This window comes from Sphingomonas sp. S6, from assembly GCF_043498045.1.
Lineage (GTDB): Bacteria > Pseudomonadota > Alphaproteobacteria > Sphingomonadales > Sphingomonadaceae > Sphingomonas.
In genome coordinates this window covers 1-25,509 of the sequence record NZ_JBIEOE010000015.1, presented here as the reverse complement: position 1 = coordinate 25,509, position 25,509 = coordinate 1, and the positions used below count along the sequence as shown (strand labels likewise).

The following is a 25,509-nucleotide window of genomic DNA, read 5'->3' as shown; positions in this document are numbered from 1 at the left end:
AGGGATATGCTATATCAGGTCACGTCCATGTCTAGGTGACTGCGACGAATACCGCCTGAATGCCTTCCTCGCCATCGGTCACTCAAGGCGGGAACGGGGTTCTGCAAAGCAGCCCCGATAATCCAATTTGGCGATCTGATTTTGCTGATACAGGACATACGATTGGCCAACGACGTTGTTGTCCGTGCTAATGTGCTATGAATAAATAGCATATGTCGAGAGGCATGCAGAGCACTTCAGGTGAAGGCTTCCAGGTCACATAAGGCCGCACCATGATCCATTGACCATTCGGTATAGTTCCTGCCGCCCGTTGCGCCATGAAGGGGCGGCAAGCTTGCGCCGACATGCAGCGGGTTCATTTATTGGGAAAATGGATCCCGCTGAGCTTATTGCCATCGGGATCACGAAAGTAGGCGAGCTCGATCGTACCCATCGATTGGGTCTCGCGCGGGCCGGGCGGGCCGTCAATCGAGGTGCCGCCGTTGGCGACGGCGGTGTCGTGCAGTTGCCTCACCTGCTCGGGCGAGTTGCACGAAGATGCGACGGTGCTGCCGTTTGCGATAGTCGCTGGTTCATCGTTGATCGGTTCGCTGACGATGAAGTTCGTCCCATTGCATTACTATAGATAAGCCGAGTATGGCCGCTGTCAGCGATGTTCCGCATAAGTTCGCCGACGCCGAGGGTGCCGAGGATCTTGTCGTAAAAGCGCTTCGATCGTTCGATATCGTTCGATCCGACCATGGTGTGAAAAAGCATACTTGATACTCCTGATCAGGGCGTCCGAGAATGCCGGATGCTGCGGACGGTAGCTGAGGGCTGTCAAACAAACGGCTCATGGGCCTTCATCGCTAGCACGCGTCTCGACGCGTAACGCTTTGCCCGACCTGAATCCGAGCGCCGTGCCAACACGGTCATCCCAGCCGTAGGGATCGTTCCGCACGATCGGATCGCCAGCGTCGTCGATTAATACCGTCTGGTAGAGTAACCTTACCGGGATCTGCTTGGGCAGCTTGACGAACGTTTCCTCACCAGTGCCACGCGCCTCGTGCCACTGGTCCGTCACCCCTTCGTCACGAGCTAGGATTTCGGCAAAGCCAAGCGCATCGTCGACGCGGACGCAGCCGTGGCTGCGCTGCCGCTGGATCATCGCAAATAGCTGCTTGGCCGGCGTATCGTGCAGGTAGATCGCCTGGTCGTTGAGCATGTCCAACTTGACTAGGCCGAGCGAGTTCTTCGGCCCTGGCTGCTGGACCAGCCATCCGTTCTTGCGCGCGATGTTATTGGCCTTAAGATAAGCCGCCCCCTTCGCCGCCGTCTCGTTCTCGATCGAGCGGGGGATTGTCCAGGTCGGATTGGCGACCAGGCGGAAGATCGGCGAGCCGAGTTGCGGCGTTTCACGGTCGGGCTCGCCAACCACGACCTTGCGGCTGTCGGCTATCTTGCCGTCACGCCAGTAAGTCAACCTTGCCGCTGCCAGATTGACGTCAATGCGCGTCGCGGGCGGGTTCCGCTCGAGCCAGCGCAGCCTCTCCATTGCGATTGCTACGGCACGCGCGCGATCGATGTCGGACATGTTGAGGATCGCAAGCGCCGCGCTGCCGATGACGCCGTCTGGCTTCATTCCGTAATCGGCTTGCATCTGCTGCACCGCCTTGACCATCCCAGGTGTGTAGAGATTGCCCTGCGCGGCCCCCTGATCGAGATAGTCGAGGATCACGAGTTCACGGGCGATCGTTGCGACGCGCGGATCAGTTGCGCCAGGTTTGATCGCCTCGCCGTTGACCGGGATTGCGGGGGTTGCGGCGCCGGGCTGCTGACGCAGCGCGAGGTAGGCCTTTGAGAGACGTTGGTAGTTCTGGTCGGCGGGCGCGAGGCTGGCGAGCCACCCCTTCACGTCGTTGCTACGCACAGCGTCGGCCAGCCCAGCGATAAGGTTCGGGTTGGGGCGCGGTACGGTGTATACGTCGTACAGCTTCGTCGGATCGGTCGCGCTTGCGCCAGAGCGGACGCGTAGGCGAGCGCTTGCCTGGTAAAGCCCGCCTCATTGGTCGCATCACTGGTGAATGGCATCTTGTCGAGCCCGTGCACGGCGCGCTCTTCGATTGCTTGGCGCAGCTGCGCACGCGTTGCGTTGGTCCAGTGCGCTGGGACGGCGAGTTCACTTGCATTTGCCTTCATTGCTTGATTGTCGGGTGCCACGCTTACGCTGCATCCCGCCAAGAGCAACGCGGCTACCGACATTCGACCCAGCTCTACAAGCACACTTAATTCCCCTTGTTACGCAGGCAGAACGCGTGTGCAGACCGTCCGCTCCCGCACCACCCGGCGGAGACCTGCATGTCAAAGACGCGGTTTCGGCTTTTCGCTGCCGTGCACGGCCGGACATCGGGGCCGTTCGCCTTAGACGGGTAGCGCCGATCGGCTTGACAAAACGTCTTCGACAGTTTGCGCCTCGAGCTTCTGATTTGGCCTGTGTGCTTTCGGAGGTCGGCGACGTGTCTACCGGCTCGATTCCTGGTCAATCAGTTAACCTCTTCGTATTAGTGCTGGGGGGAACGCCAGGGGCTTCTCCCACGCGACATGGTCCGCGTTTGATTCAGATTGTGGCCGACCGGTACGGAACCGGTAAGATATTCGCCTCACTCACTGGCGCGCAAAGGTCATGCGACTTCTCAGCACAGCGTTTGAAGACGGCCGTCTGAATGGCTTGTGGGAGGGCGGTCAAGTGCGGGACTGTCCGTTCCTTTTCAGCGAGCGCATCCACCGAGATATATGGCTGCTGGGCTTCTCGACGGGGCGTAGGCAGGCAGCATCGTTGTCGGCTTGGCCACAGTGGTGGCGCGACCGGGTATAGCTATTTCCTCGCCGTTGACCTACGTGATCTAGCTGACGTAGGAGGGCGGAGAACTCATTGTCGACTGGCGCGGGGACGGTGCGTCGCAACCCCTTTCCCAGCACGTCGAGGTTTACTGAGCTCACAAACAATCCGCTGGCACCATTTCCACTCAAACGTGCCACCGGATCGCATCCCAAATCTCAGGCTTATCTAGCCCTAACGCTTCAATCCTAATTTGGCATCAACGTTGATCGTGATCTGTATCAACGGGTAAGCCGTACTAGCGGCAGTCGCTGATGACAGGGCCGCACGCGCATCCGCGGCGATACCGTTTAAGAGATTAGGCGTGTTGTGCCCTGGCTGATCGGGAGCGCTGGCGCTCGGCACGGGCAGCCTGATCCACCTGTTCACGCTGTCGGAATTCCTCGCCGTGTACGGCCATCATGTCCCAGCGAGCGGCCGATCGCTCAAGCGCAGCCTTAACCGCGGGCAGGGTGATCCGGGCTGCCGCACGACGATGTTTCTCTGCTTGGATGCGACAATATGCTGGGTCGGCGAACATGACTGCGTCTCCCTTCGGGGCCACATCATGAACGTTCGTTCAGCGAGTTCACTTAGCTAAATCAGACAAGTTCCGTTACATTTCTGACCTAAGTAACGCTGCGGTGGCGCATCCCCCCCCCCATGCAAGTCCCGCGTCGAAAGCGCCAACCATCTGCTTGACGCTGCCAGGCCTACAAGCTGGCAGGTTTGGCGTCTCCGTCCATCACCTTGTTGATGAAGGACTCGGTGCCGGCCGCTTCCAGGTCGCGACCCAATCGAATAGCAACTTCTGGTGTCATACGGATAATCACGCCATCATAAGCTTTGACGAAGACGTGGCCATCGTTCACCCACACCTCAGTCGCAATACCATATTCTATGAAATCCGACATTGGGAAGATCCGCTATACGAAATTGTGGGTACGGTAAAACAACCGTCACTAGTCGATCTGCTTCATGTCCCGCCGCAAAGGCCATTGAGCGTCATGCGGCTGCCTGCGCGATATGCTGCGTTCCAATTGCGGGCAGATGGAGATAATCCGCTGAGAAGTGGCAGAAGTGCCGTAGCGCCTCGATGTCGGGTACCACCACCTCCCCGTTCGATATCTCTGCCAGTCCTTGCAAGCGGAGAAGCTTGACCATCCGGTTGATGTGCACAGGCGTCAATCCAAGCGCATCTCCCATATGCTGCTGCGTCAGCGGAGCATGGAAGCGTCCGGCATTCGCCATGCCGATCACCGCTGTCCTGGCATGCAGCTCGCACAGCAGGTGGGCTAAGGCTTGCGCAGCATCGTGCGAGTTCAAAAGCCAGGTGCGCAGGATCGCTTCATCCGTAAGCTTCGCGCGCCATAACGCCTGGCCAATGGCAGGTGAGTCCGCCACGGCATCGCCAATAGCCTGTCGAGGAATGCGGGCGACTTCGCAGTCGGTCAGCGCGACGATCGCGTGGTCCATCGCCTGGCTGGTTACGGCATGAATTCCACAAAAATCGCCGGGCAGCATAAACCCGGTGATGCGACGGCTGCCATTGCCCCTGATGCTGTACCGCGCGGCCCAGCCGGTTTCGACAACATAGACGTAATCAGGCCTGTCCCCAAGCGAGAGGATGTCGCGTGCGCGTCGAACCCGGACGACCGACCATGGCATTGCCTGAATGCTGGCGACATCCTCGTCGCTCAAGCTTGCCAAGCTGCATAGTCGCTCAGCGAACGACCGAGCCGTCATCCAGTCTCTCCTTGCGCGTCGCCCATCGACCCGGCGGCCCTGAGCAGAAGCGACGCCCCAAGAGGTGGTCAAAAGCCTCTCAGGACGTCGGCCAGAGGTTCATCCACCAGCGGTGCGACCGATACAACATACATTAGGGGGTTCAACGGCCAATCCGCCGCGCTCTCGATCCAGACATGAGGCTGCGGACTGCTAAGGCAAAAATGGCCGGCGACGCACGATGTGATCGAAGCATCGCCGGCAGTCTTGCTCGTTGAGCGTGCAGGAACACGGAGAGGCGCGACATGTTCCGGCCCATAGCGGGCTTGCGGGTATTCGGAATGGGCGCCGAGACAAACCGACAAACGCGGCTCGAGCTCACCCGCCCTGGTTTAGCCCGACTGCGCGATCCGGTTGGACAGCGTGGAGGATGGGCGAAAGCGGACTCGGAGCTTGCTCATCGCATCGCTCGGCTGACCCGTGCGGGGATTGACGTGACTGCCCCGCATAGGCTCACCAACCCAGAACGTTCCCAAGCCCCGAAGCTCGATGCGGCCGTGTTGCTGTAGCTGGACCGCCATGGTTTCGAAGAAGACGGCAATGGCCGCATCGCTTTCGCTGAGGCTCATCTCCGGATTGAGATCGGCGATCTGCCGGATCAACTCACTTCTCGTCATCGCCTGAGCCGTATCCGTCCGACTGCGTCCACCGTGGTGCTAACCTGACCATAAAGCCTGGATCAAGCTCAGCTTCCAATTTCCTGCCGTAGTAGCCTGGCGCGTCAGGAAGGCTAAGATATGATGGCGGCATGACCAGCTGGACGACGAGCGATCCCAGCGCCTGCGCGCCCCAGCGACACCACGTTTGCGTCGAGTACGGCCTATGATCACCAACGACGTGAGCGTGATTCAGCGCGCGTTCCAACTTGCGATAGGCGGAGGCTGTCATAGCGTCGCCGACATCCGGCGGAAGCTCTCGGCGGAAGGCTATGAAAGCGTAGGTGCGCATCTACACGGCGCGTCGATCCAGCGGCAGTTGCGCGAGGCTCTTACAGCGCGGAGCGTACAGTTGACGGCGCACAAAGATGGCGATCTCTAATCGGCGGACGCACACGCTTCTCACGCAAGCCAGACGCTCACAGGTAGCGGTCGGAAGTCGAGCGAGCGATCGGGGCGGTTCGCTGCGTCCAGATGACAGACAATTCAATTGATCGCGAGGTGGGATCAGCGCATCGAAACGATGACCGCACGATCTCCCGGTTGGAGCGGTTTCAGCGCCGGCTTGGTTTCCCCCGGGCCGGCGCTGAATCTCGCTCTGCTGCCTATCGCAGACCAACCACGTTCCTGGCGAAGATCCGGAACGCTCGTCCCGAGGTAGCATACCTTTCCCGCAGCCGAACGCTGACGAAAGAGGCTGTTAATGCGAATGATCTTAGAAGGTTAGCGAGTGACTACCCACCACTCGCGTCCTCGGCCTGTATAGCAGAAGTATTGTTCATCGGACCGAAGCGTGCGCCCCGCCGATCGGCAGCCAATCATTATCGGCGGGGCGTATTGGCCACCGCGAGCCCTCTCGCGGCGGTCGACAACGTACATCGATTGCGCGGAGAATCCCCGGCTGCGAGGGCAAAGCGTGTCCTCGTATGGGACTCGCTGACCTTGGTGGAACGCCAGCCAAGCCGTGACGTTTGCCCAGTTCACATCGAAAGTTTAGACGTGGGCGTACCGGTTGAGGATCGTTTGGCTGCGCTCGAGACAGCGCTTTTCGCCTTGTTGGAGCACCTCGATGGTCGAGAGGTGATCAGCGAACGTGAAGCCGCCGCACTCCGCCAAACTTTGACTGGCGGTGACCGCGCTTACCTCGATGAGGGATCAACGCCCGCAGCTAGGCCCACACAAACCGCCGCAGTCATGCTGATGGAAAGCACAAGCGGTCGGTCACACCGCATCTCTCCTGCGATCGACATCGCAGCCTAGGGCCGGCCGGCGGGTCGGGCCGTCTGGACAACGCCTGATCGCAGCGAGTTCCGTTCCGCCCGTCTGGTCCCGGCGGTAATTCCGGCGCTTCATTGCAGCGCAAGCGCGGCAGCGACAGTCGGCGCTTGGCCGACCGCTCCACTGCCAGCTGCTGACCTTGACCCTTAGAGGACCATCATGCGGCCATCCAAGCGCCCGATTACTCGCGGCGCCGACGTGAAGCCGAGAGCTACACCCGCCGGCAGCAGAGCGCCGACCAGTGTCACTCTTAAATCATGAGCATAAACCTTGAAGGCCGATAGATCAGATCGGCTTGGCACCCGGCGTACCGCATTTTGCGAATTTGCCGTTGGCTGCCTTGCAGCGCGTGACTTTCACCGGCGCGGTCGTCGGGCATTTGATAAACTTGCCGGTCTTCGCGTTTTTGCACGGCGCGGCGGCAGCCGGACCGGCCGCAAGAAGGCCAATGGCGGTGGCGGCGAGAAACAGCTGACGCATCGAACATCCTCCTGCCCGGGGTGGGCTGACCTAGGCTATGCCGGCGCATCTGCCCTTTCAACTGCCAGCGTGCCTCAGCCAGAGGAGTGGCTGGAGATCGCCGCCGAACGTCCGCTCTCCCCCCGATCCATGCGCTTGTTCCTGTTCAAACGATTGGTGCACGCCGACTGCCTCCGCGATGAACGGATGCCGGAAGTTGAGAGAGCGTAGGGCGGCCTTCAATAACCGATACTGGATCTAGTCGGCCCGCTGTTGAAATCCCATCGAAGCACGATCGTACCGCCGAGTTGATCCAGCACAATGCGGATGGGCTCACTTCCTGTAACGATATGTGTCTGGTCGTGGACACAAGGGAGCGGGATGCGAACTCAGCGTGGCGACATAGCGGCCCGCATTGCCGTCGCGCTGCTGCTAACAGGGTGCCAGCGAGAGGCTCGTGATATCGGACCTTCCCTGCCCCAAACCGGTCCGAACCGCGCCCACGATCCGCGCATCGTTTACTATCAGGACAATGTCTATCAGGTCGCACAAGGCGGCCGGTATTTTGGCTGGTATGGCTGCACCGCCTGCCATGGCGAAGACGCATCCGGGGTTCGCGATCTCGGGGATGGCCGCTGGCGCTACGGCGGCAGCTTCGATCAGATCTTCGCCTCGGTCGCGGAACGGCATGGCGGCCTGAACTACGCCGCGCGCGTGCCCCCAGAGCAGCTGTGGCAGATGGCTGCTTATGTCCGTGACCTGCCGCAGCATACGCCTGAGAAGCGGCGGCGGCTGAGCGTCGATCAGGTCGGCGAGCCACAGGGGCGGAACTGGTCAGGGCCCGTGCGGTGAGGGCGCGTCTTCCCATCGTCTGCCTGCTCCTCTCCGGTTGCACCGGTGTGCAGAGCGCTCTCGACCCGGGGGGTGATCAGGCGAGCGCGCTGTTCTCGCTCTTCGCGCTGATGATGTGGGTGTGCGGCTTCGTCTATGCCGTCGTGGCCGCTGGGCTGATCTGGGCGCTGTGGCGCGCATGGCGTCGCAGCGGGACGGACGCGCGGGGGGACGGCAGCGCCACGCATGGCACGGACGGGCGATTGGCGCGCCTGCTGCCGCTCGCCGCTGGTGCCATCGTGATTGGGCTGGCGGCACTGATCACCGCCAGCTTCTTCGCCGATCGCGCGCTGTTCGCGACCCGCGCGCAGCCGGCGCTGGAGGTGCGCGTCACCGGTCATCAATGGTGGTGGCGGGTCCAGTATCGCGGTCCGGCGAGCGGCGGCTGGATCGAGACGGCCAACGAGATTCACCTGCCACAGGGGCAGACGGTGCGACTGGTGTTGGGCGCAGCGGATGTGATCCACAGCTTCTGGGTGCCGAACGTCGCGGGCAAGCTCGACATGATCCCGGGGCGCATCAACGTCCTCGATGCTACCGCGCGCCAGCCGGGCTGGTTCCGGGGGCAATGCGCCGAGTTTTGCGGGTTGCAGCACGCGCACATGGCGTTGGCCGTGAAGGTAGAGTCGCCCGCGGCGTTCCGCGCGTGGCTCGCCCGGCAGGCGGCTCCGGCCGCTGCCGCCTCCGGGCGAGGCGCAGCGGTGTTCGCCACGGCCTGCGCCGCCTGCCACGCGATCCGCGGCACCATAGCGGGCGGCCGGGCCGGCCCCGACCTGACGCATGTCGCAACCCGCCGCACAATCGCTGCGGGCACGCTTACGATGACGCGCGGCAATCTTCAGGGCTGGATCGCCCAGCCGCAGGCGATCAAGCCCGGCACGTCGATGCCCGCCATCCCCCTCGACCCCGCCGATGCCGATGCGGTGGCGTCCTATCTGATGGCAATGCGATGACCCCCGATACCGACCGCCGCGACCGGCTCGCGCTCACCTGGCGCGACCCGCCGGGCTGGTGGGGCTTCCTCACCACGGTCGATCACAAGCGGATCGCGGCGCGCTACATCGTGACCGCGCTGCTGCTGCTTTTCCTCGCCGGGATGCTTGCTCTCGACATGCGCTGGCAATTGTCCTGGGCCGAAAACACGCGGATGGGGCCGCAGCTCTATAATGAGAGCTTCTCGCTGCACGGCTCGACGATGTTGTTCCTCGTCTCCGTACCGGCGATGGAGGCGATGGCGCTGTGGCTGGTGCCGCTGATACTCGGGCAGCGCAACATGGCCTTTCCGCGGCTCGGCGCATTCAGTTACTGGCTCTATCTCGGCGGCGTGCTGACGCTCTGGGTGGCGCACGCGCTCGATATCACGCCGGACCTCGGATGGTTCGAATATCCGCCGCTGTCGGGGCCGAACTATGCACCGGGGCACCGCGCCGACATCTGGGCGCAGATGATCACCTTCACCGAGGTGGCCGCGCTGTGTGCCTCGGTCAACGTCGCTGCCACGATCCTGAAGATGCGGCCGCCGGGGATGACGCTGGCGCGGATGCCGGTGTTCCTGTGGGCGATGCTGGTCGCGTCGCTGATGACGATCCTGTCGATGCCCGCGATCATGCTGGTGACGAGCATGCTGATCGCCGACCGGCTGGTCTCCACCCACTTCTTCGCGCCCGCCGCGAACGGCGACGTGCTGCTGTTCCAGCACCTCTTCTGGTTCTTCGGCCATCCTGAGGTGTACATCATCTTCATCCCGGCGACGGGCTTCGTCTCGTCGATCGTCGAGACCTTCGCGCGGCGGCGGCTGTTCGGGCATCATGTGCTGGTGCTCGCGATCCTGGCGATCGGCTGCCTCGCCTTCGGCCTGTGGGTGCATCACATGTTCGCGGCCGGGCTGCCGCGGCTCGGCAACGACTTCTACACCGCGGCGAGTATGGCGATCGCGGTGCCCGCCGGATTGCAGATCTTCTGCTGGATCGCGACCATGGCGACGGGACGGCTGTGGCTGGCGACGCCGATGTTGTGGGTGCTCGGCTTCGTCGCCACCTTCGTGCTCGGCGGGCTCTCCGGAGTGATGACCGCCTCGGCCGCGCTCGACCTTCAGCTGACCGACAGCTATTTCGTCGTCGCGCACTTCCATTACGTGCTGGTTGGCGGCGCGATGTTCCCGCTCTTCGGCGCCTTCTGCTATTGGTATCCCAAGGCGACCGGGCGCCTGATGTCGGAGCGCTGGGGGCGGGTGGCGGCCGCGCTGATCGTCGGCGGGTTCAACCTTGGCTTCGCGCCGATGCACCTGCTCGGGCTGATGGGGATGCCGCGGCGGGTCTACACCTATCCCGCCGGCATGGGCTGGGACGGGCTCAACCAGGTCGCGACGCTGGGCAGCGCGGTGGCGGTGACGGGCGGGCTGATGTTCGTCGCCAACGCGCTGCTGAGCTACTGGCGCGGCGCGCCGGCGGGCGCCGACCCCTGGAGCGCGTCGACGCTCGAATGGGCGGGCGAGTCGCCGTCGCCGCCGTGGAACCTCGCCTACACGCCTGTGGTCGACAGCCTGACCCCGCTATGGGACTCGCCGACCCTGCGCGTGATGGACGGCATCGCGATCGAGCGGCGCGAGGTGGTCGTCACCTCGGTGATCGATGCCGCGCCGCTCTACCGGCAGAAGAGCGCGTCGCCGTCGATCTGGCCGTTCGTCGCAGCCTGGGCGGTGACCGCGATGTTCATCGGCAGCATCTTCACGCCCTGGGCGATCGTCGCGGGCGCGCTGCCGATCGCGGCGGCGCTGACCGGCTGGTTCTGGCCGCAGCGCGGGCACGCCAAGACCGGTCCCTTGCGGGTGCGGTCATGAGCGTCGCGGAACCGCGCGAGGTGGAGATCGTCGGCGATCTCTCCGGCCTGCCGGCGAGCGCGAGCGGCGCGCGCCATCTCGTCTGGTGGGGCAATATCGGCTTCATGCTGATCGAGGGCACCGGCTTCGCGCTCGCCGCCGCGGCCTATCTTTACCTGATGACGCAGCAGGCGCCGCAGTGGCCGCCGTCGGGCACGCGCCCGCCCGACCTGGGCTGGGGCCTGATCTTCACGATCGGACTGCTGCTCAGTGAGCTGCCCAACCTGTGGGTGCGCCGCCGCGCGCTCGCCAAGGACGCACGCGGCGTGCGGATCGGCGTGGCGGCGATGGGCGTGATCGGCCTGCTGCTGCTGATCCCGCGGGGCTTTGAATTCGCTCACCTCAACACGCGCTGGGACAGCGATGCCTATGGCTCGGTGGTGTGGATGCTGATGGTGCTCCACACCAGCCATATCGTCACCGACTGGGGCGACACCGTCGTACAGGCGGCGTGGCTGTTCACCCATGAGATCGGCGACGACCAGTTCGCCGACGTCGAGGACAATGCCAATTACTGGACCTTCGTGGTCCTGACCTGGCTGCCGATCAGCGCGATCGTCTATGGGCTGGCGCGGCTATGGTGAGCGTGCGCGCCCGAAGCTGGCTGGCGCTGACGCTGCCGCCGGTCGCGTGGTTCGGCTTCCAGCAGGGCCTGTCCGCGCTTCTGCATGCGCGCTGCGACCTTGCCGGCTGGGGAATCGTTTGGGGCGTGGCGAGCCTTGCTGCCTGTGCGCTGGCGGCGTGGTTCGCACGGCCACTGGCGCGGCGGGGCGGCGATCTGCTTGCTAGCCTGTGGCTGGCGCGGCTGGGGCTGGCGATCGCCGGTATTTTCGGGCTGGCGATAACCTTCCAGACCCTCGCGATCCTGCTGGTGCCGCCATGCGTCGGATGAGCGGCCTCCTGTCGCTGCTGCTGCTGGCCCGCGCCGCGCCGGCCGTCGCGCACGCGGCCGGCGCGGCCGATGATCATGCGCCGCCGGGCTGGACGCTCGATCCGTGGATCACCGGGCCGCTTGCGCTCGCGGCGCTGCTGTTCGCGCGCGGCTGGTGGCGGCTGCACGCGCGTTCGGGGCAGGGGAGCGCCGCGCTGCGCCGGCGCGGCCGGCTTTATGCCGCGGGGCTGCTGGTGCTCGCCGCCGCACTGGTGTCGCCGCTTCATCAGGCGGGGGAGCGATCCTTCGCGGCGCATATGTTCGAGCATGAGCTGCTGATGCTGGTCGGCGCGCCGCTGCTGGTCCTGGCCGAGCCGCTGGCGATCATGCTGTGGGCCTTTCCGTCCGCGGCAAGACGCGCGATCGCCGCCACGGTGCCCGTGATCGCCGCACCGTGGCGTCGGCTCACCGGCGCGGTGACGGCCACCGTGTTGCAGGCCGCCGCGCTCTGGCTGTGGCACGCCCCCGCATTGTTCGACCGCGCACTGGCGAGCGAGGGCTGGCATGTCGCGCAGCATCTCTCCTTCCTCGTCAGCGCCTTGCTGTTCTGGACCGCGATGCTGCACCGGCGCACCCCGGCGGGCATCGCCGCGCTCTGTCTCGTCGCCACCGCGATCGTCTCGGGCGCGCTCGGCGCGCTGATGGCCTTCGCCACCAGCCCCTGGTACGCCGGCTATTCCAGCCTCGGCATGGCGCCGTTCGGGCTGACCCTGGCCGAGGATCAGCAGCTCGCCGGTCTCTTGATGTGGGTGCCGGGCAGTCTGGTCCATGCCGGCGCCGCGCTGGTGCTGATGCGCCGGCTGCTTGTCGACTCAGCAGAAAGAGAACCTCATGCCCGCTAGTCTGAAATGGCTCGGTGTGCTGTTCGTTGGCAGCGTGCTGGCAGCAATCGTCGCGGGCGGGAAGATGTACGCGCAGAGCCGCGCCCGGACGCGGATCATGGCGGAGCAGATCAGCGGCGGAAACAGCCGGGCCGGGCGGATGGCAATCGCCGCATACGGGTGCGGCAGCTGTCACGTCATACCGGGTATCGCAGGGGCGAGGGGACAGGTTGGGCCGGCGCTGGGCAAGATGGCGGTTCGTGCAACGATCGCTGGGAAGCTGGCCAACAACCCTGTGGCGATGGCTGGCTGGCTCGAGCATCCGCAGGCGATGATCCCCGGCAACGGCATGCCCGAGCAGGGCGTGACCAGGGGCGAAGCCCGGGACATGACGGCTTATCTCTATACGCTGAAATAAACCGGCCGAAAGGCGGCTCACACCCGGCATGGAGGTCACGTTATTTCAATATGAAGGAACGGCAGGTTTGGAGAAGGAGCGGAGTGCTCCTGGATGGCCGCATGTGGGTCTCTCCGCTTGAAAGTGCTGAGGCGTTTCCACGGATGCATCAGCTTCTACTCCATGCATGCGAGTAGATTATCGATTGAAAGAGAGCCGAACGCCGAGAAGCTGTCGGCGACTGCGTAGGGCAGCAGCATCGTGCGTCCGCTGAGCAGCGCGCCGCAGCTGTAGACGACGTTGGGCACGTATCCGTCCCGCTCATGCGGACTCGGCGCGAGAACCGGCCGCGGCGTACGTGCCAGCAGTTTCGAGGGATCACGCCTATCGAGAAGACATGCACCGATGCAGTAGTTGCGGACCGTGCCGACGCCGTGGGTGAGCACGAGCCAGCCCTCGTCGATCTCGATCGGCGAGCCGCAATTGCCCATCTGCACAAACTCCCACGGATAGCGTGGCTCGATCAGCTTCGAGCCGCCGGTCCAGTGGAGGAGGTCCTTCGAGACGTTCAGCCAGATGTTTTTGTTGTCCTGCCGCCCCAGCGTCACGTAGCGGCCGTCTATGCGGCGGGGGAAGAGCGCCATGCCCTTGGCACTCGCGACGTCGCCGGTAAGCGCCCGCATCTCGAACGACTTGAAATCCGCAGTCGAGAGCAGCTCGGACCTGGCTTCTGCGCCGCTGAACGCGGTGTAGGTGCCGTAATAGGTCACTTCCCCGTCGTCCTCGACGAAGCGCACGAGGCGCATGTCCTCGATGCCCTGGCGCTGGCTCGGCAGCGTCGGGAAGAGCACGGTTTCGGAAATGCTCCGTGATCCACCGCAGTCAAGATGGACCGCGCCGTCGTCATCGCCGCGAGGCACTATGATCGGCGGTACAGACGTTGAACCCGGATCATCGATCGTAAGATCGCCGCCCGGCGTCCAGACACCCGTCCGGGAGGTAACCGAGGACACGTGGCCCTCACCGACGCCGCGTAGCGAGAGCACGAGGCGCACCGTACCGTCCGGCAGGCCCGTTTGATCGGGGTGCGGGACGGCGCTCGGGTTGAAGAGCGCCGCGGCCTCGTAGGCGTATTCCTGGCTGAAGTAGGCGCCAATGAGGCGCTGCTGTTCAGGCGACAGGCTCTCCGGATCAGGGATGCGGTCGGCGATCTCGCCGAACCGGCGCATGAGGGTCGCGTCCACGTCGCGGTGGTTCTCGTCGAGCGATGCGGTGACCCCGACAAGCTGCCGATTAAGCTCCTCCTCGTCGAGGTTGCGGATCATCTCGACCGTCTCGTCTGTCCGCGTGCGACCACCGTCGAAGCCCTTCGGATATCCTGGCTCGAATGGTCGTACCACTGTGCGGGAGGGGTCAGGTTTCAGAACGACGTCATAGAAATTCACATGAGCGCGGTCAGTCATTCGTGTTCCTTATTCCGCCGCGGCGAACGGCTCCGCCTCCTGGGCTGCTGCTCCGCCGCAAGCCTTATCCATGTCGGCGCATGGTCGCTGGTCTTCTCCCACCCGCGCACCTGCCGGTCCACCTGTGCGTCCACCAGGCGATCGGCAAGCGGGGGGCTGAGGAGCAGATGGTCGATACGGAGGCCGGCATTTCGACCAAAGGCGTTCCGGAAGTAGTCCCAGAACGTGTAGATTGTCTCGTCTGGATGCAGCTTGCGCAGCGAGTCCGTCCATCCCTGTTCCACCAGCCGCGCGTAGAGTGCCCGGACTTCGGGGGCGAACAGGGCGTCATCCAGCCAGCGTTCCGGTTTGTAGACGTCGGCTTCCGTCGGCATGACGTTGAAGTCACCGGCTAGTACCACCGGCAGGCCGCTCTCCAGCAGCGTCGCCGCGTGCGCTATGAGCTTCTCGAACCACACGAGTTTGTAGTCGAACTTCGGGCCGGGCCGCGGATTGCCGTTCGGGAGGTAGAGGCCGCCGATGATGATGCCGTTCACCGCCGCCTCGATGTAGCGGCTCTGCGTCGGGTCGGGATCGTCCGGCAGGCCCCGCCGCGTCTCGTGGATGTCGCCGACTCGGCTAAGAATGGCGACACCGTTCCAGCTCTTCTGGCCGTGCCAGATTGCGTCGTAGCCGAGGTCGCGGATGACGGTCGCCGGGAACTTCTCCTGCGGCGCCTTCAACTCTTGCAGGCAGACGATGTCCGGCTGTTCTTCCTCAAGCCATCTTAACAGGACGGGCAGACGCCCGTTGACCCCGTTCACGTTGTAGGTTGCAATCTTCATAGGCGACTAGAGATCCGGGAGAACCTGGTCGGCACGCCCCCAGCCGACGAGCGACTTCGAGCCTGCACGCTTCACCAGCTCGGCGGCGTGGCCGACGTGCCAGTGCGCCGGCTTGTCAATGGTTTCCATCTCCTTCCAGGTAATCGGCACGGCGACAGGAGCGCCGGCGCGCGCGCGAACGGCGTAGGGCATGACGGCCGTCGCGCCACGCTGGTTGCGGAGGTAGTCGACGAAGATCCGGCCCTTGCGCTGTGCCTTCGGCAAGGCGGCGGTGAAGTTGTCGGGATCGCTCTGCGCGACCGCCATCGCCAGGCGGTGCGCGAAGTCCTTCACCTCCGGCCATTCGGCCCTCGGGGTGAGCGGAGCGATCACGTGCACGCCCTTGCCGCCGGTGACCATCGGGAAGGTCGTCAGGCCGATCTGCTTGAGGATGTCACGGAACTGGAACGCGGCACGTCGCACGGCTTCGAAGTCGAGGCCCTCGTCCGGGTCCAGGTCGAAGACGAGCCGGTCCGCCCTCTCCACGTCCTCGATGCGGGACCCCCAGCCGTGGAACTCGATCGTCCCCATTTGCACGCAGGTGAGCAGGCCATCTGGCGTGTCGACGTAGAGGTACGGCTCTTCATGGCCGTCTTTCTCCAGGATCGCGACATGATGCACGTTCGCCCCGAAGGTGCCGGCGTCGTGTTTCTGGAAGAAGCACTTCTTCGCCCGCCCTTGCGGGCAGCGGACAAGGCTGATCGGCCTGCTGCCCACCCAAGGCAGCATGAGCGGGGCAACGGCGGCGTAGTGGTCGGCGAGCTGCCCCTTGGTGACGCCGCCCTCGGGATCGATGACGCGGTCGCGGTTGGTGATCACGACGCTTGATGTGACATCGGCGGCCGCGCTCGCGACAGGCGCCTCGGTTTCGAGCACCACGGCCTCTGCCTTTTTGTCGGCGCGCAGCCCGAGATAGCTCGGGTGGCGCAGCGTGCCGTCCTTCGTCATCTCGGTGTAGGCAATCTCGGCCACCAGCGTGGGTCTGATCCAGTGCGCGCCCTTCACCGCCGCGCGCGGAGCTTTCACTGGAGCGCCCTCACTGGCGAGCGGCTCCATCAGCTCGCCGAGCTTCAGGATCTCGTCGTTGTTGAAGCCGGTGCCGACCTTCCCTGCATAGCGAAGGCTGCCGTCCTCATGGACGCCGAGCAGCAGCGAGCGGAAGCCGCGGCCCTTGTCCGAGGAAGTCCAGCCGACGATCACGAACTCCTGCCGCTTGATGCACTTCGTCTTGAGCCATGTGCCGGCGCGTGTACCGACGTAGGGCGCATCGGCTCGCTTGGAGATGACGCCTTCGAGGCCGGCTCCACAGAACTTCTCGAACAAGGCCTCGCCCTTGCCGACGATGTGGTCTGAATAGTGGATCGGACCAGCGCTCCCCTCGAGCAGCTTCACCAAGCGCTTCTTTCGCTCGACTAGCGGCAGGCTCGTCAGATCCTCGCCATCGAGGCTGAGGAGATCGAACGCGTAGAATTCGAGCCGGCCCGGCTCAGCCTTGATGGCGGATTGCAACGCCTGGAAGTTCGTACGGCCATCGGCATCGATCACGACGACCTCGCCGTCGATCAGCGCCGAGCTCGACGGGAGGCTCTCGGCCGCCCCCACGATCGGCTTGAACTTGTCCGTCCAGTCGAGGCCGGATCGCGTGAACGCGTGCGACGGCCCGCCGCCAACGCTTATCAGGCACCGATAGCCGTCGAACTTGAGCTCGTGCAGCCAACGGTTTCCTTCGGGCACCCGATCAACCAGCGTAGCGAGCTGGACCGGCTGGAACGGGGGCGCTGACGACGCAGCGCCGGCGGTTTGTCCTCGTGAACCTGCCGTCTCATCGGAGCTGGTAGACCTCCGTGCCATGTGATCAGCGTTCACAATACGCTACGTGCGAGGTGCCGGCGACCGGGCCGGCCGGCTCGGGGGCGAACCTCGGTCACTTGGCCTTCTTGAGCTTCGCGGCAGCCTCGTTGAGCTTCTCGCGGCTGTTACCCACCTTCTTGATGAGGTCTTCCGCCTGCTGCCTGGTGATGTCGTGCTTCCGGGCGAAGTAGTTCACCTCGTAGCCCTCACCGCCAGCAACCCGCGCACGATCGTTGGCTCCGCGCTTGCTCTTGTCGTCAGCCATGGATCTTCTCCTTGATCGTAAAAGCGACGATCGTTCGAACTGGTTCCGAAACGATGCGGCTCAAGCGCACCGAAAACCCTGATCGTGGAACGGTTTAGCTCGTGCTGGGTAGGTGGCCCATGCCGCCGCTGATTGGAACCGCCGGCTGGGCGATCCCGGCTGCCGACAGGTCCTCGTTTCCGGAGGATGGGACAGCGCTGCAGCGCTACGCTGCGGTGATGCCTTGCCTTGAGGTCAACTCCTCGTTCCATAGGCCGCATCGGCGAAGCACCTGGGAGCGCTGGGCCGCGTCGGTACCCGACGGATTTCGTTTCTCGGCCAAGATCCCGAAGGAGATCAGTCATGTCCGGAGATTAGTGGATGCGACCGACGCGCTTGGTCGCTTCTTGGGTGAGGCAAGCGGTCTCGGTGGCAAGCTCTCAGTGATCCTCCTGCAGCTGCCGCCGAGCTTCCCGTTCGATGCCCCGGTCGTATCCTCTTTCCTCGCCGCGGCATCGTCGCTCACCGATGCCCGGATCGCCTGCGAGCCTCGCCATGCGAGCTGGTTCACGCATGAGGCCGATGCGCTCCTCGTCGGCCACGAGGTCGCGCGCGTCGCGGCGGATCCCGCCAGGGTGCCCGACGCCGCACGACCTGGCGGGTGGCGCGGGCTGACCTATCGCAGGATGCATGGCTCACCCGTCATGTATCGATCGGCTTATGGGGAGGAGCGTCTGCGATCATACGCGAACGAGATCGAGGAGGATCTCGCAGCGGGGCGCCCCACATGGTGCATCTTCGACAACACGGCCTCGTCCGCAGCGCTCGGCGATGCGCTGAACCTGATCAAGCTGCTCGAGCCTTCGTCCCTAGAAAGCTGAGCTCAACCGCATAGCGCCGACGCCGTGAACGGGCGCACGCGTCGGACGTTCATAGGACGAACCGCAGCCCAGCCCGATGGAGAGCAGCATGCTGGCGACCGATCTCTCCCCGATGGAGGCGAAGCAGGTATCCGACTTGCCGGACGACGAAGGCTGGCAGTTCGAACCCAAGTGGGACGGCTTTCGCGCCCTGATCTTCCGGCAGGGTGACGAGGTCGAGATCATGTCGAAGTCCGGCAAGCCTCTGAGCCGCTACTTTCCCGATGTCGTGAGGGTAATCCGGCAGGTCGACTGCCCGGCGTTCGTGCTCGATGGTGAGCTCATCCTGCCGATCGGCGACGTGCTTTCGTTCGATGCGCTGCAGGCCCGCCTCCACCCCGCTGCCAGCCGCATCGAGCGGCTTTCGCGCGAGACGCCGGCCCAGGTCATGCTGTTCGACTGCCTGATGGTTGATGGCGAGGAACTGCTCGAACGCCCACTCGGTGAGCGCAGGTTCCTTCTCGAAGCATTCCATCGCTCCCACGGCGGCCCATCCATGCTGCTGTCGGACCGAACGTCCGACATCTCCGTCGCCAAGGAATGGCTCTCACTGGGTGGCGGAGCGCTGGACGGTGTCGTCGCGAAGCGGATCGACGAGCCGTACCGATCCGGCGAACGGGCCATGCTGAAGGTGAAGCAGCATCGCACCGCGGACTGCGTCGTCGGCGGCTTCCGCCGCGTCAAGGAGGGCGAAGGCGTCGCGTCGCTGCTGCTGGGCCTCTACGATGACGCCGGCCTCCTCAACCATGTCGGCTTCACCTCCGGCATCGCCGCGGGCGAGCGTCTCGACATGCTTCGACGGCTGGAGCCGCTCATCGAAGCACCGGGCTTCACGGGCAAGGCACCCGGCGGACCCAGCAGGTGGAACGACGGCAAGGAAAGCGAATGGGAGCCGCTGAGGAGCGAGCTGGTCGTCGAGGTGCTCTATGATCAGGTCACCGGCGACCGGTTCCGGCATGGCACTCGGCTGCTGAGATGGCGGCAGGACAAGGCTCCTGGTCAGTGCCGCATGGAACAGATGATCCACGAAGTGCGCTCGGCGGAGCTAGCAACGATGGGTCATGCGCCTCGAAGGCCGAAGTAAGTCCCATCCATGCTGCCAGCTTCGTAGGACCTAGCACACCTGAGGATGTCACATCGGCTCGCGCGTCGGGTTTAGACGATCGACAACCCCACCCTGCCGATCTCCAGTGCACCCTGCTTCTGCCTTTCGACTAGGCGCGTTCCTGCCGCATGGCCAGCTTCCCAGCGTCGCGCGACCGTCGGTCCGGAAAAGTCGAGCGCTTTCCCGGCAACCTCGTCATCCTGCTGATCGTAGGCTAGCCTGATCAGCGAAACGGCACGATCCTGCCGCTTATCGTACTCCTCCCGCCACCGCGCCATTGCACGCCGTGACTGCGCGGCGAAGATGAGATCCTGCATCCGACTTGCCGCTTCACCGAGCGTCGTGGGCAGCCGTTCGCCGAGCGGAAGAAGGTCCACGGCGATGCAGAGCGTCGGACGGGTCGACGGGTCGGACAGCACCGGATCAAGCGGCAGGTTGGCCGAAAGGCCGCCATCGACAAGCCATCTGCCGTCGATCTCGACCGGGGGAAAGAGGACTGGGAGGGCGGCACTGGCACGTATGTGGTGCGGCCCGATGGCGTGAGAAGCGGTGTCGAAGACGACGTCGTCACCCGTTTCGAGGTCGACGGCCGTTGCCGTGAAACGACAGGAGCCGCCATTCAGCCTGGCGAAGTCGACAGCGCCGTCGAGGGTGGTGGCAAGCTGCTCCGTCTCGAATACAGACGGTCGGTCGTCCGACCACGGCATCATCGCCGACATCACGGGACCGAAGCTGCCCGCTCGTCCTGCGATCGCCGTCCACGCCGCGGCCGCTGATCGACGAGTGGTCTCCATGCTCGGGGATAACCACGGATACGCCACGTTCGTCGGTCCGACTACGTGCGGCCGCCAGAAAGAGCGAAGCGCTTCGATCCTGCCCTCCGGCGGAGAGCCGGCGATCAGCGCTCCGTTGACGGCACCGATCGAGGCACCGATGATCCAGTCTGGCTGCAGCCCGTTCGTATGGAGCGCCTCGTAGACCCCGGCCTGGAAGGCGCCCAGCGCGTTGCCACCGCTGAGCACAAGCACGACGTCGAAGTCTCGGACGGCATGCTCCGCGTCGGCCATCCCCGTCATCGGCGCCTACTCGACCATAGGCTGTGAACGGCGGTTGCGCCGCCGCCGAGGACAGCGAGCGCGAGCAGCGGAGAAGGCGCCTTCTGGATCTGCAGCGCGATGCTGGATCGACGCGCGTGGACCTTCTGGCTGCTGCGTCGAGCATCCGTGCGGGGATGGTGCAGGTTGTCCCGGCGCGTCGCATCCCCCGCATCATCGGGCTTCTGCTGCACCGTCGTACCCGTCATCTCCATGATGACATCGGTGAGCCGGGGCGCCATCTGCCCCAGCATCGACGATAGCAGTCCGCCGCCTCCCGAGTATAGGGTCCGCCGGGGATGAGCGCAGGCGAATAGGATAGCGTCGGCCACGACGCTCGGAGCGTAGAGAGGCGGCGGCAGCCGCGCAGGTTCATTCATGAAGTTGCGCGCATGTTCCGGGAAGGGCGTGTCGATCGCACCCGGCTTGATGAGGGTGACCGAGATGCCTGTCTTGCCGCGTTCGAGCTCCATCCGCAAGGTTTCGGTCAGCGCCTGCACCGCGTGCTTGGTCGCGCAATACGGCCCCTGCTGCACGATTGAGCGGTCACCGAGGATGGAGCCGACGTTGATGATGGCACCGGCTCCGCGTGCACGGAGGTGGCGCGCGGCTGCAAGGGAGCCGTAAAGGGTACCGAAGTAGTTCACGTCGAACACCCGGCGATGATCCGCAACCGGCACCTGCTCGAGCGTACCGTAGGTCCCGACGCCCGCATTGTTGACCCAGCTGTCGAAGCCGCCGAACGCCTCGGTCGCGGCATCGACGATCCCGTCCACCGCAGCAGCGTCGCTTACGTCGGCGATGCAGGTGGCGATACGGCCGCCGCTGGCTGCAAGACGATGCCGCAATGTCTCGAGCGCGGCTGCGTTCCGGGCGACGGCAACGACGGCCGCTCCCTGCGTGATCGCTCCCTCCACGGTCGCCAAGCCGTTCCCGCTTGTCGCACCCGTCACCACGATGACCTGCTCGCGCAGCGGTTTCAGTCTCTTCGTCATCATCCATCCCGTTCGCACAGCCCGGACAATCCGGTTGAGTTGACGCCTCAACGCACGCGTACGGTGATCGACACCGCGAGGCGGCCCATTGTGCACGCCTCGCTGGGCGCCTGATTGACCGTGAGCGTCACCGGAGCATCGAAACTCGGACTGCAAGCGCGATGAACGAGCGTCCGCTTCCGGAAAGGAGACGAGAGGCAGCGAATGACCGAGGTTGCGTCACGACGTAGCGAGGAGGCGACGCCGCTAGAGCGAGGCGGTAAGCAGTTGCCAATGGATAGCAGAACCAATCCAAGGGCGATAAGCCCTGAGCTTACCGCCGTCTTCTCGATCGCGTGTGGCCTGATGGTCGCGAACCTCTATTTCGCGCAGGCGCTGATCGGCGAGATCAGCCCCGCCTTAGGTCTGCACGGCGGCGTTGCCGGCCTGGTGGTCACGTTACCCCAGCTCGGGTATGGCGCCGGCTTGTTCTTCGTCGTGTCGCTGGCGGACCGGTTCGAGAACAAGCGGCTGATCCTGCTGCTGACCACGGGTGCATGCCTCGGCCAGATCGGCACCTGGATGGCGGCGGGTGCGTCGAGCTTCCTCTTGTTCTCTTTCCTGACTGGCTTTTGCTCGGTCGGCGCGCAGATCATGGTGCCGCTCGCCGCCCACCTAGCCCCAGAGCACAGCCGCGGCCGCGTCATTGGCAACATAATGGGCGGATTGATCGGTGGTATCATGCTAGCCCGGCCTCTGGCGAACGGGCTAGCCGCCGTGGCCGGCTGGCGCGCGATATTCGGCGTGTCGGCAATCGCTATGGCCGCGGTGGCCCTGCTCATCCTTCGCTTTGTGCCGGAGCGGCGCCCTGCGCCCGATATGCGTTACCGACAGCTTTTGCTGTCGAGCCTGTCACTCTTGTCAAAGACCGCCGCGATCCGACGACGAACTGCCTATCAGGCGATCATGTTCGCGGCGTTCAACCTGTTTTGGACGGCGGTGCCGTTGCTGCTCGCAATGCGCTTCGGCCTTGGTCAAGGAGGCATTGCGCTGTTCGCGCTCGCTGGCGCTGGAGGCGCGCTCGCGGCCCCGTTCGCCGGAAGACTAGGTGATCGCGGCCATATACGGGCAGGCACCGCGGCGGCGCTCGCTGCGGCCATTGCAGCCTTCCTCGTCGCCGGCTGGGCGGCAGCGGCCCATGCGCTGATCCTGCTGGCTGCGGCGGCCGTGCTGCTCGATGCCGCAACCCAGATGAACCAGGTGCTGGGTCAACGGGTGCTGTTCTCCATCCTGCCCGAGGCACGGGGGCGCATCAATGCCGTCTACATGACGGTTGTTTTTCTGGCTGGAGCGCTCGGATCTACGCTCGCCACCTTGAGCTTCGACAAAGGGGGCTGGACGGCGACAGTGGCCCTTGGAGCCGCGCTGATCACAGCCGCGCTCCTCTTGTTTCTAACCGAGCCTAGGCGTCGTAGCGCCTGAATGAACGTCCGTATGTTGGAAGCCGAAGATCAAGTCCGAATGACCGCTTCTGGGTCATTCGGCCTATTTGAGCCCGAGCTGCCGCATGATGCCATTTAATGCCGCGGTGCAGCCCTGCGCGCGGCCGATATCGTGATCGGTGCCGGCCGAGTTCCAGAACATGTCGAGCGGCCAGCGCTCCGGGCAATGCGCGATCAGGCAGCGCAGCGCGAGGCGGACCTCGATCGTGTCGACGTTGCCTTTTCCCGAGCGAGCGGCGGCGGCGCGCAGGATGTGGAGGGATAGGTCGATGATGATCCGCTGGTGGCGTGACATGGCCGGTCGATCGGCCGATCAGTGGAAGTCGCGGGACTTGATCCGCACGACCGTCTCCGGGTCCATGCCGTTGGCGTGGGGCGGCCAGTAGCTGTCGCGCGGGCCGGGACGCCAGCCGGCGTCGCCGCGGTCGGGGCTGCCGGCATGACGTGCGCCGTCGCCGCGGCCGGTGGCATGCGGAAAGTCCATCTGACCGACCTGGGCGAGGAGCGGGCCATGGTCGATGATCCGGTCGCAGATGACGTGGATCACCTGTCCCTCCTTCTGCACCCGGCCCTTCATCCCGATCATCGCCGCCGACATGACGGCGCGGCGCTGCGCCTCGAACCGGTCGGGCCAGAGGATGCCGTTGGCGATGCCGGTCTCGTCCTCGATGGTGATGAACAGCACGCCTTTCGCGCTGCCCGGCTTCTGACGGACAAGGATGATCCCGGCGACCTCGACATGGAGGCCGTCCCTGATGTGGGCGAGGTCGGCGCAGCGGGTGATGCCGCGGCGGGTGAATTCCTGCCGCAGGAAGGCGAGGGGGTGCGCGCGGAGCGATAGCTGGAGCGCGCGATAATCCTCCACCACCTCGCGTCCGTCGGACAGCGGGCGGAGAGAAACGTCGGGCTCCAGCCCCTCAGGGCTGAACACCGCTTCCTGCGCGTCGGCAGCCGCGAAGAGCGGCAGCGGCGCATCGCCCAGCCCCTTGACCTTCCACAGGCCCTGCCGGCGGTCCTCGCCGAGCGTGCGGAACACATCGGCTTCGGCGAGCAGCTCGATCGCGGCGCGGTGTAGCCGCGCCAGACTGGCCTCGTATGCGCGGGGCAGGCGATCAGATCTTTGCGAAGCCCGAGTTACAGAGCCGGTCGCACGACGGCGCCGGCCTTCATGGCACCTCTTCGACGACGTCTACGAGGAGCCTGAGTTGCAGTGTGCAAGCCTGACGGGGCAGATGACTGAGGTGGGGCTTGTCAGTCATCGTGCTCCGTCCGTCGCCGCCGCTGGCAGCTGGCATCGTGAAGCCGGCCAGCTGCCGTTCGCCCTCTTCATCAGTTCCTATCTATGGCCGCCGGATCAGGGCCGCCCTGAAGACCTTCAAGCACCGCGTGGCGGTCAGTCAGCTTGCCTCGCGGGTGGACGCTTGTGCGCCATTGCTCATGCGTCCGCCGAGGGCGCTTTGCCCGCTCGCTGAGCTTGCCACCGCCGTATTTCGCGCGCTCAAGCTCCTGCTCAACCTCGCGGTGAAACCGGCGCAGGACGCCGATGATCGCGATGTACAATTCGATTTCGAGCTCCTCGTCGCCGCAGTAGCGATCAAGAAGGTCGAGCATCTCGGTTCGGCCCTCCCGCCGCTCGCGACGATGATTTGCGATCGCCTCGCGGCGATCGACGGTGAGACTGTTTTCCCAGACAACATCGGTTTGAAGGTGACTGCTTATCGAACGCAGGATCGTCCAGACAGGACCGAGGTACCCAGCCATAGCGAGCTGTTCCCCGAACGCATTGTAGAAGCGGCCGAAGGTCACTAGCCGCAGGTGCGATTCTGCCCGTCTCAAGGTCTCCGCGCTATCCGTTTCAGCTTTGATCGCGGTCTCGTGCTTCGCCTGCGCCGCTGCGCGCTCAGCGACCGCGGCATAGTGCCGCTTGCGTGCTGCCTGCTCAGCGCCGCGAGCACCCTTTGACCTTCCCTTGTCGGGATCAGCAAGTCGCACCGGCGTCGGCGGAAGCACGCCGCCATCTAGCCATTGCAACATACCGTCTGCATCGATGACAGCCGGCAAGATCGATAGCATCTTGCGGGCGAACCTGTCACGCGTCTCATCATCATCGTAGAGCCGGGCTATGGTCTCGATCGCGCGCGGATTGACCCTTGCCAGGGCCACCAACTCTCCCATCATTTCGATGATGTGCGCCTCTACGGGGGCGGTCGAATTGTTGGGTGTATCGTTCATCGCCTTATCTCCTGACGACGCTCGGCCTTGAGCGTCGGCGCCGGCTATGACCGATCCGGGCGCCACCAGAGGGGGACCCAAACGTTGCAGCACTGCCGCTTTGCGCAGGCGCGCAAGCGCGCGCGAGTAGGCGCACACGTGAGTACGTGCGTACGCGTGTGCGCGAGGCACAAGGGCAGATTGCCGATTCCGATGAAGCCGCCCCTCGTTTCCGAGATGATTGCGCCCCTTCGTTCCGAGATGATGTCGCCCCCCCGGAGACAGGGCCGTGCTGGCTACGTCTGTTGTTATTTCGTTCGTGCCGGTCG

24 protein-coding genes and 2 pseudogenes are annotated in these 25,509 nt (G+C 64.5%); 11 read left to right on the top strand and 15 right to left on the bottom strand.

The window, feature by feature from the left end; genetic code table 11:
- Positions 1-355: 355 nt before the first annotated feature.
- The 5 genes and pseudogenes from ACGVWT_RS16285 to ACGVWT_RS16265 all read right to left on the bottom strand — a co-directional run bounded on the left by ACGVWT_RS16285 (position 356) and on the right by ACGVWT_RS16265 (position 5,259).
- A pseudogene (locus ACGVWT_RS16285) lies at positions 356-756 on the bottom strand (VOC family protein).
- Between the two features lie 76 nt (positions 757-832).
- A complete protein-coding gene (locus ACGVWT_RS16280) occupies positions 833-1,930 on the bottom strand; it encodes a L,D-transpeptidase family protein (protein WP_315472048.1) in 1,098 nt (365 codons plus the stop codon).
- 1,640 nt (positions 1,931-3,570) lie between these two features.
- The gene (locus tag ACGVWT_RS16275) at positions 3,571-3,771 is read right to left on the bottom strand and encodes a hypothetical protein (protein WP_315462550.1); all 201 of its coding nucleotides are present in this window, start codon (positions 3,769-3,771) and stop codon (positions 3,571-3,573) included.
- A 91-nt stretch (positions 3,772-3,862) separates the two neighbouring features.
- On the bottom strand, positions 3,863-4,558 hold the full coding sequence (locus ACGVWT_RS16270; protein ID WP_315462551.1) for a Crp/Fnr family transcriptional regulator: 696 nt from the start codon (positions 4,556-4,558) through the stop codon (positions 3,863-3,865).
- 416 nt (positions 4,559-4,974) lie between these two features.
- Positions 4,975-5,259, bottom strand: a complete 285-nt coding sequence (locus ACGVWT_RS16265; RefSeq protein WP_315462552.1) for an HU family DNA-binding protein — start codon at positions 5,257-5,259, stop codon at positions 4,975-4,977.
- Between the two features lie 205 nt (positions 5,260-5,464).
- On the opposite strand from ACGVWT_RS16265, the gene ACGVWT_RS16260 reads away from it, so the two are divergent.
- Positions 5,465-5,680, top strand: a complete 216-nt coding sequence (locus tag ACGVWT_RS16260) for a hypothetical protein (protein ID WP_315462553.1) — start codon at positions 5,465-5,467, stop codon at positions 5,678-5,680.
- 1,181 nt (positions 5,681-6,861) lie between these two features.
- Here the strand turns inward: ACGVWT_RS16260 and ACGVWT_RS16255 are convergent.
- Positions 6,862-7,056, bottom strand: coding sequence for a hypothetical protein (locus ACGVWT_RS16255; protein ID WP_315462554.1), 195 nt, complete (start codon positions 7,054-7,056; stop codon positions 6,862-6,864).
- Positions 7,057-7,416: 360 nt separating this feature from the next.
- Between ACGVWT_RS16255 and ACGVWT_RS16250 the strand changes: the two genes are divergently transcribed.
- From ACGVWT_RS16250 to ACGVWT_RS16220, 7 genes are read left to right on the top strand one after another with little or no spacing between them, the layout of a single operon-like run.
- Positions 7,417-7,887, top strand: coding sequence for a c-type cytochrome (locus ACGVWT_RS16250; RefSeq protein WP_315462555.1), 471 nt, complete (start codon positions 7,417-7,419; stop codon positions 7,885-7,887).
- Positions 7,884-8,879: a cytochrome c oxidase subunit II gene (gene coxB, locus ACGVWT_RS16245; RefSeq protein WP_315462556.1), complete on the top strand. Its 996-nt coding sequence runs from the start codon at positions 7,884-7,886 to the stop codon at positions 8,877-8,879. Before ACGVWT_RS16250 ends, coxB begins: the two co-directional genes overlap by 4 nt.
- A complete protein-coding gene (locus tag ACGVWT_RS16240; RefSeq protein WP_315462557.1) occupies positions 8,876-10,765 on the top strand; it encodes a cbb3-type cytochrome c oxidase subunit I in 1,890 nt (629 codons plus the stop codon). The genes coxB and ACGVWT_RS16240 overlap by 4 nt, the downstream gene beginning before the upstream one ends.
- Positions 10,762-11,388 (top strand): cytochrome c oxidase subunit 3, encoded by a 627-nt coding sequence (locus ACGVWT_RS16235; protein ID WP_315462558.1) that lies wholly within the window; start codon positions 10,762-10,764, stop codon positions 11,386-11,388. Before ACGVWT_RS16240 ends, ACGVWT_RS16235 begins: the two co-directional genes overlap by 4 nt.
- Positions 11,382-11,696 (top strand): hypothetical protein, encoded by a 315-nt coding sequence (locus ACGVWT_RS16230; RefSeq protein WP_394427273.1) that lies wholly within the window; start codon positions 11,382-11,384, stop codon positions 11,694-11,696. The genes ACGVWT_RS16235 and ACGVWT_RS16230 overlap by 7 nt, the downstream gene beginning before the upstream one ends.
- Positions 11,693-12,577 (top strand): cytochrome c oxidase assembly protein, encoded by an 885-nt coding sequence (locus ACGVWT_RS16225; RefSeq protein ID WP_315462560.1) that lies wholly within the window; start codon positions 11,693-11,695, stop codon positions 12,575-12,577. Before ACGVWT_RS16230 ends, ACGVWT_RS16225 begins: the two co-directional genes overlap by 4 nt.
- Complete coding sequence (locus ACGVWT_RS16220; protein WP_315462561.1) at positions 12,567-12,974, top strand: cytochrome c family protein; 408 nt, start codon at positions 12,567-12,569, stop codon at positions 12,972-12,974. The genes ACGVWT_RS16225 and ACGVWT_RS16220 overlap by 11 nt, the downstream gene beginning before the upstream one ends.
- 155 nt (positions 12,975-13,129) lie before the next feature.
- On the opposite strand, the gene ACGVWT_RS16215 is transcribed toward ACGVWT_RS16220, so the two are convergent.
- From ACGVWT_RS16215 to ACGVWT_RS16200, 4 genes are all read right to left on the bottom strand, one after another.
- On the bottom strand, positions 13,130-14,416 hold the full coding sequence (locus ACGVWT_RS16215) for a glycoside hydrolase family 130 protein (RefSeq protein WP_315462562.1): 1,287 nt from the start codon (positions 14,414-14,416) through the stop codon (positions 13,130-13,132).
- Positions 14,413-15,240 carry an exodeoxyribonuclease III gene (xth, locus tag ACGVWT_RS16210; protein WP_315462563.1) on the bottom strand — a complete coding sequence of 276 codons (828 nt, stop codon included), beginning with the start codon at positions 15,238-15,240 and terminating at the stop codon, positions 14,413-14,415. The genes ACGVWT_RS16215 and xth overlap by 4 nt, the downstream gene beginning before the upstream one ends.
- Before the next feature lie 6 nt (positions 15,241-15,246).
- A complete protein-coding gene (gene ligD, locus ACGVWT_RS16205; RefSeq protein ID WP_394427267.1) occupies positions 15,247-17,130 on the bottom strand; it encodes a DNA ligase D in 1,884 nt (627 codons plus the stop codon).
- Positions 17,131-17,203: 73 nt separating this feature from the next.
- Entirely contained in the window at positions 17,204-17,395 is a 192-nt protein-coding gene (locus ACGVWT_RS16200; protein WP_315462564.1) for a DUF3606 domain-containing protein, read from the bottom strand.
- A 119-nt stretch (positions 17,396-17,514) separates the two neighbouring features.
- Here ACGVWT_RS16200 and ACGVWT_RS16195 point away from each other — a divergent pair, with 119 nt between their 5' ends.
- Entirely contained in the window at positions 17,515-18,255 is a 741-nt protein-coding gene (locus ACGVWT_RS16195; protein WP_315462565.1) for a DUF72 domain-containing protein, read from the top strand.
- Between the two features lie 88 nt (positions 18,256-18,343).
- Positions 18,344-19,378 (top strand): ATP-dependent DNA ligase, encoded by a 1,035-nt coding sequence (locus ACGVWT_RS16190; protein ID WP_315462566.1) that lies wholly within the window; start codon positions 18,344-18,346, stop codon positions 19,376-19,378.
- A gap of 71 nt (positions 19,379-19,449) precedes the next feature.
- Here ACGVWT_RS16190 and ACGVWT_RS16185 read toward each other — a convergent pair whose 3' ends face one another.
- Together ACGVWT_RS16185 and ACGVWT_RS16180 are read right to left on the bottom strand one after the other, a co-directional pair.
- Positions 19,450-20,475 carry a patatin-like phospholipase family protein gene (locus ACGVWT_RS16185; protein WP_315462567.1) on the bottom strand — a complete coding sequence of 342 codons (1,026 nt, stop codon included), beginning with the start codon at positions 20,473-20,475 and terminating at the stop codon, positions 19,450-19,452.
- Positions 20,472-21,491, bottom strand: coding sequence for an SDR family oxidoreductase (locus tag ACGVWT_RS16180; RefSeq protein WP_394427261.1), 1,020 nt, complete (start codon positions 21,489-21,491; stop codon positions 20,472-20,474). The genes ACGVWT_RS16185 and ACGVWT_RS16180 overlap by 4 nt, the downstream gene beginning before the upstream one ends.
- 201 nt (positions 21,492-21,692) lie before the next feature.
- On the opposite strand from ACGVWT_RS16180, the gene ACGVWT_RS16175 reads away from it, so the two are divergent.
- A complete protein-coding gene (locus ACGVWT_RS16175) occupies positions 21,693-22,949 on the top strand; it encodes an MFS transporter (RefSeq protein ID WP_315462569.1) in 1,257 nt (418 codons plus the stop codon).
- A 63-nt stretch (positions 22,950-23,012) separates the two neighbouring features.
- Here the strand turns inward: ACGVWT_RS16175 and ACGVWT_RS16170 are convergent, their stop codons facing one another.
- From ACGVWT_RS16170 to ACGVWT_RS16160, 3 genes and pseudogenes are all read right to left on the bottom strand, one after another.
- Entirely contained in the window at positions 23,013-23,264 is a 252-nt protein-coding gene (locus tag ACGVWT_RS16170; RefSeq protein WP_315462570.1) for a hypothetical protein, read from the bottom strand.
- Between the two features lie 18 nt (positions 23,265-23,282).
- Positions 23,283-24,038 (bottom strand): annotated as a pseudogene (locus tag ACGVWT_RS16165) (OB-fold nucleic acid binding domain-containing protein); the annotation flags it as partial.
- Positions 24,039-24,298: 260 nt separating this feature from the next.
- Positions 24,299-25,201, bottom strand: coding sequence for a hypothetical protein (locus ACGVWT_RS16160; RefSeq protein WP_315462571.1), 903 nt, complete (start codon positions 25,199-25,201; stop codon positions 24,299-24,301).
- Positions 25,202-25,509: the final 308 nt, after the last annotated feature.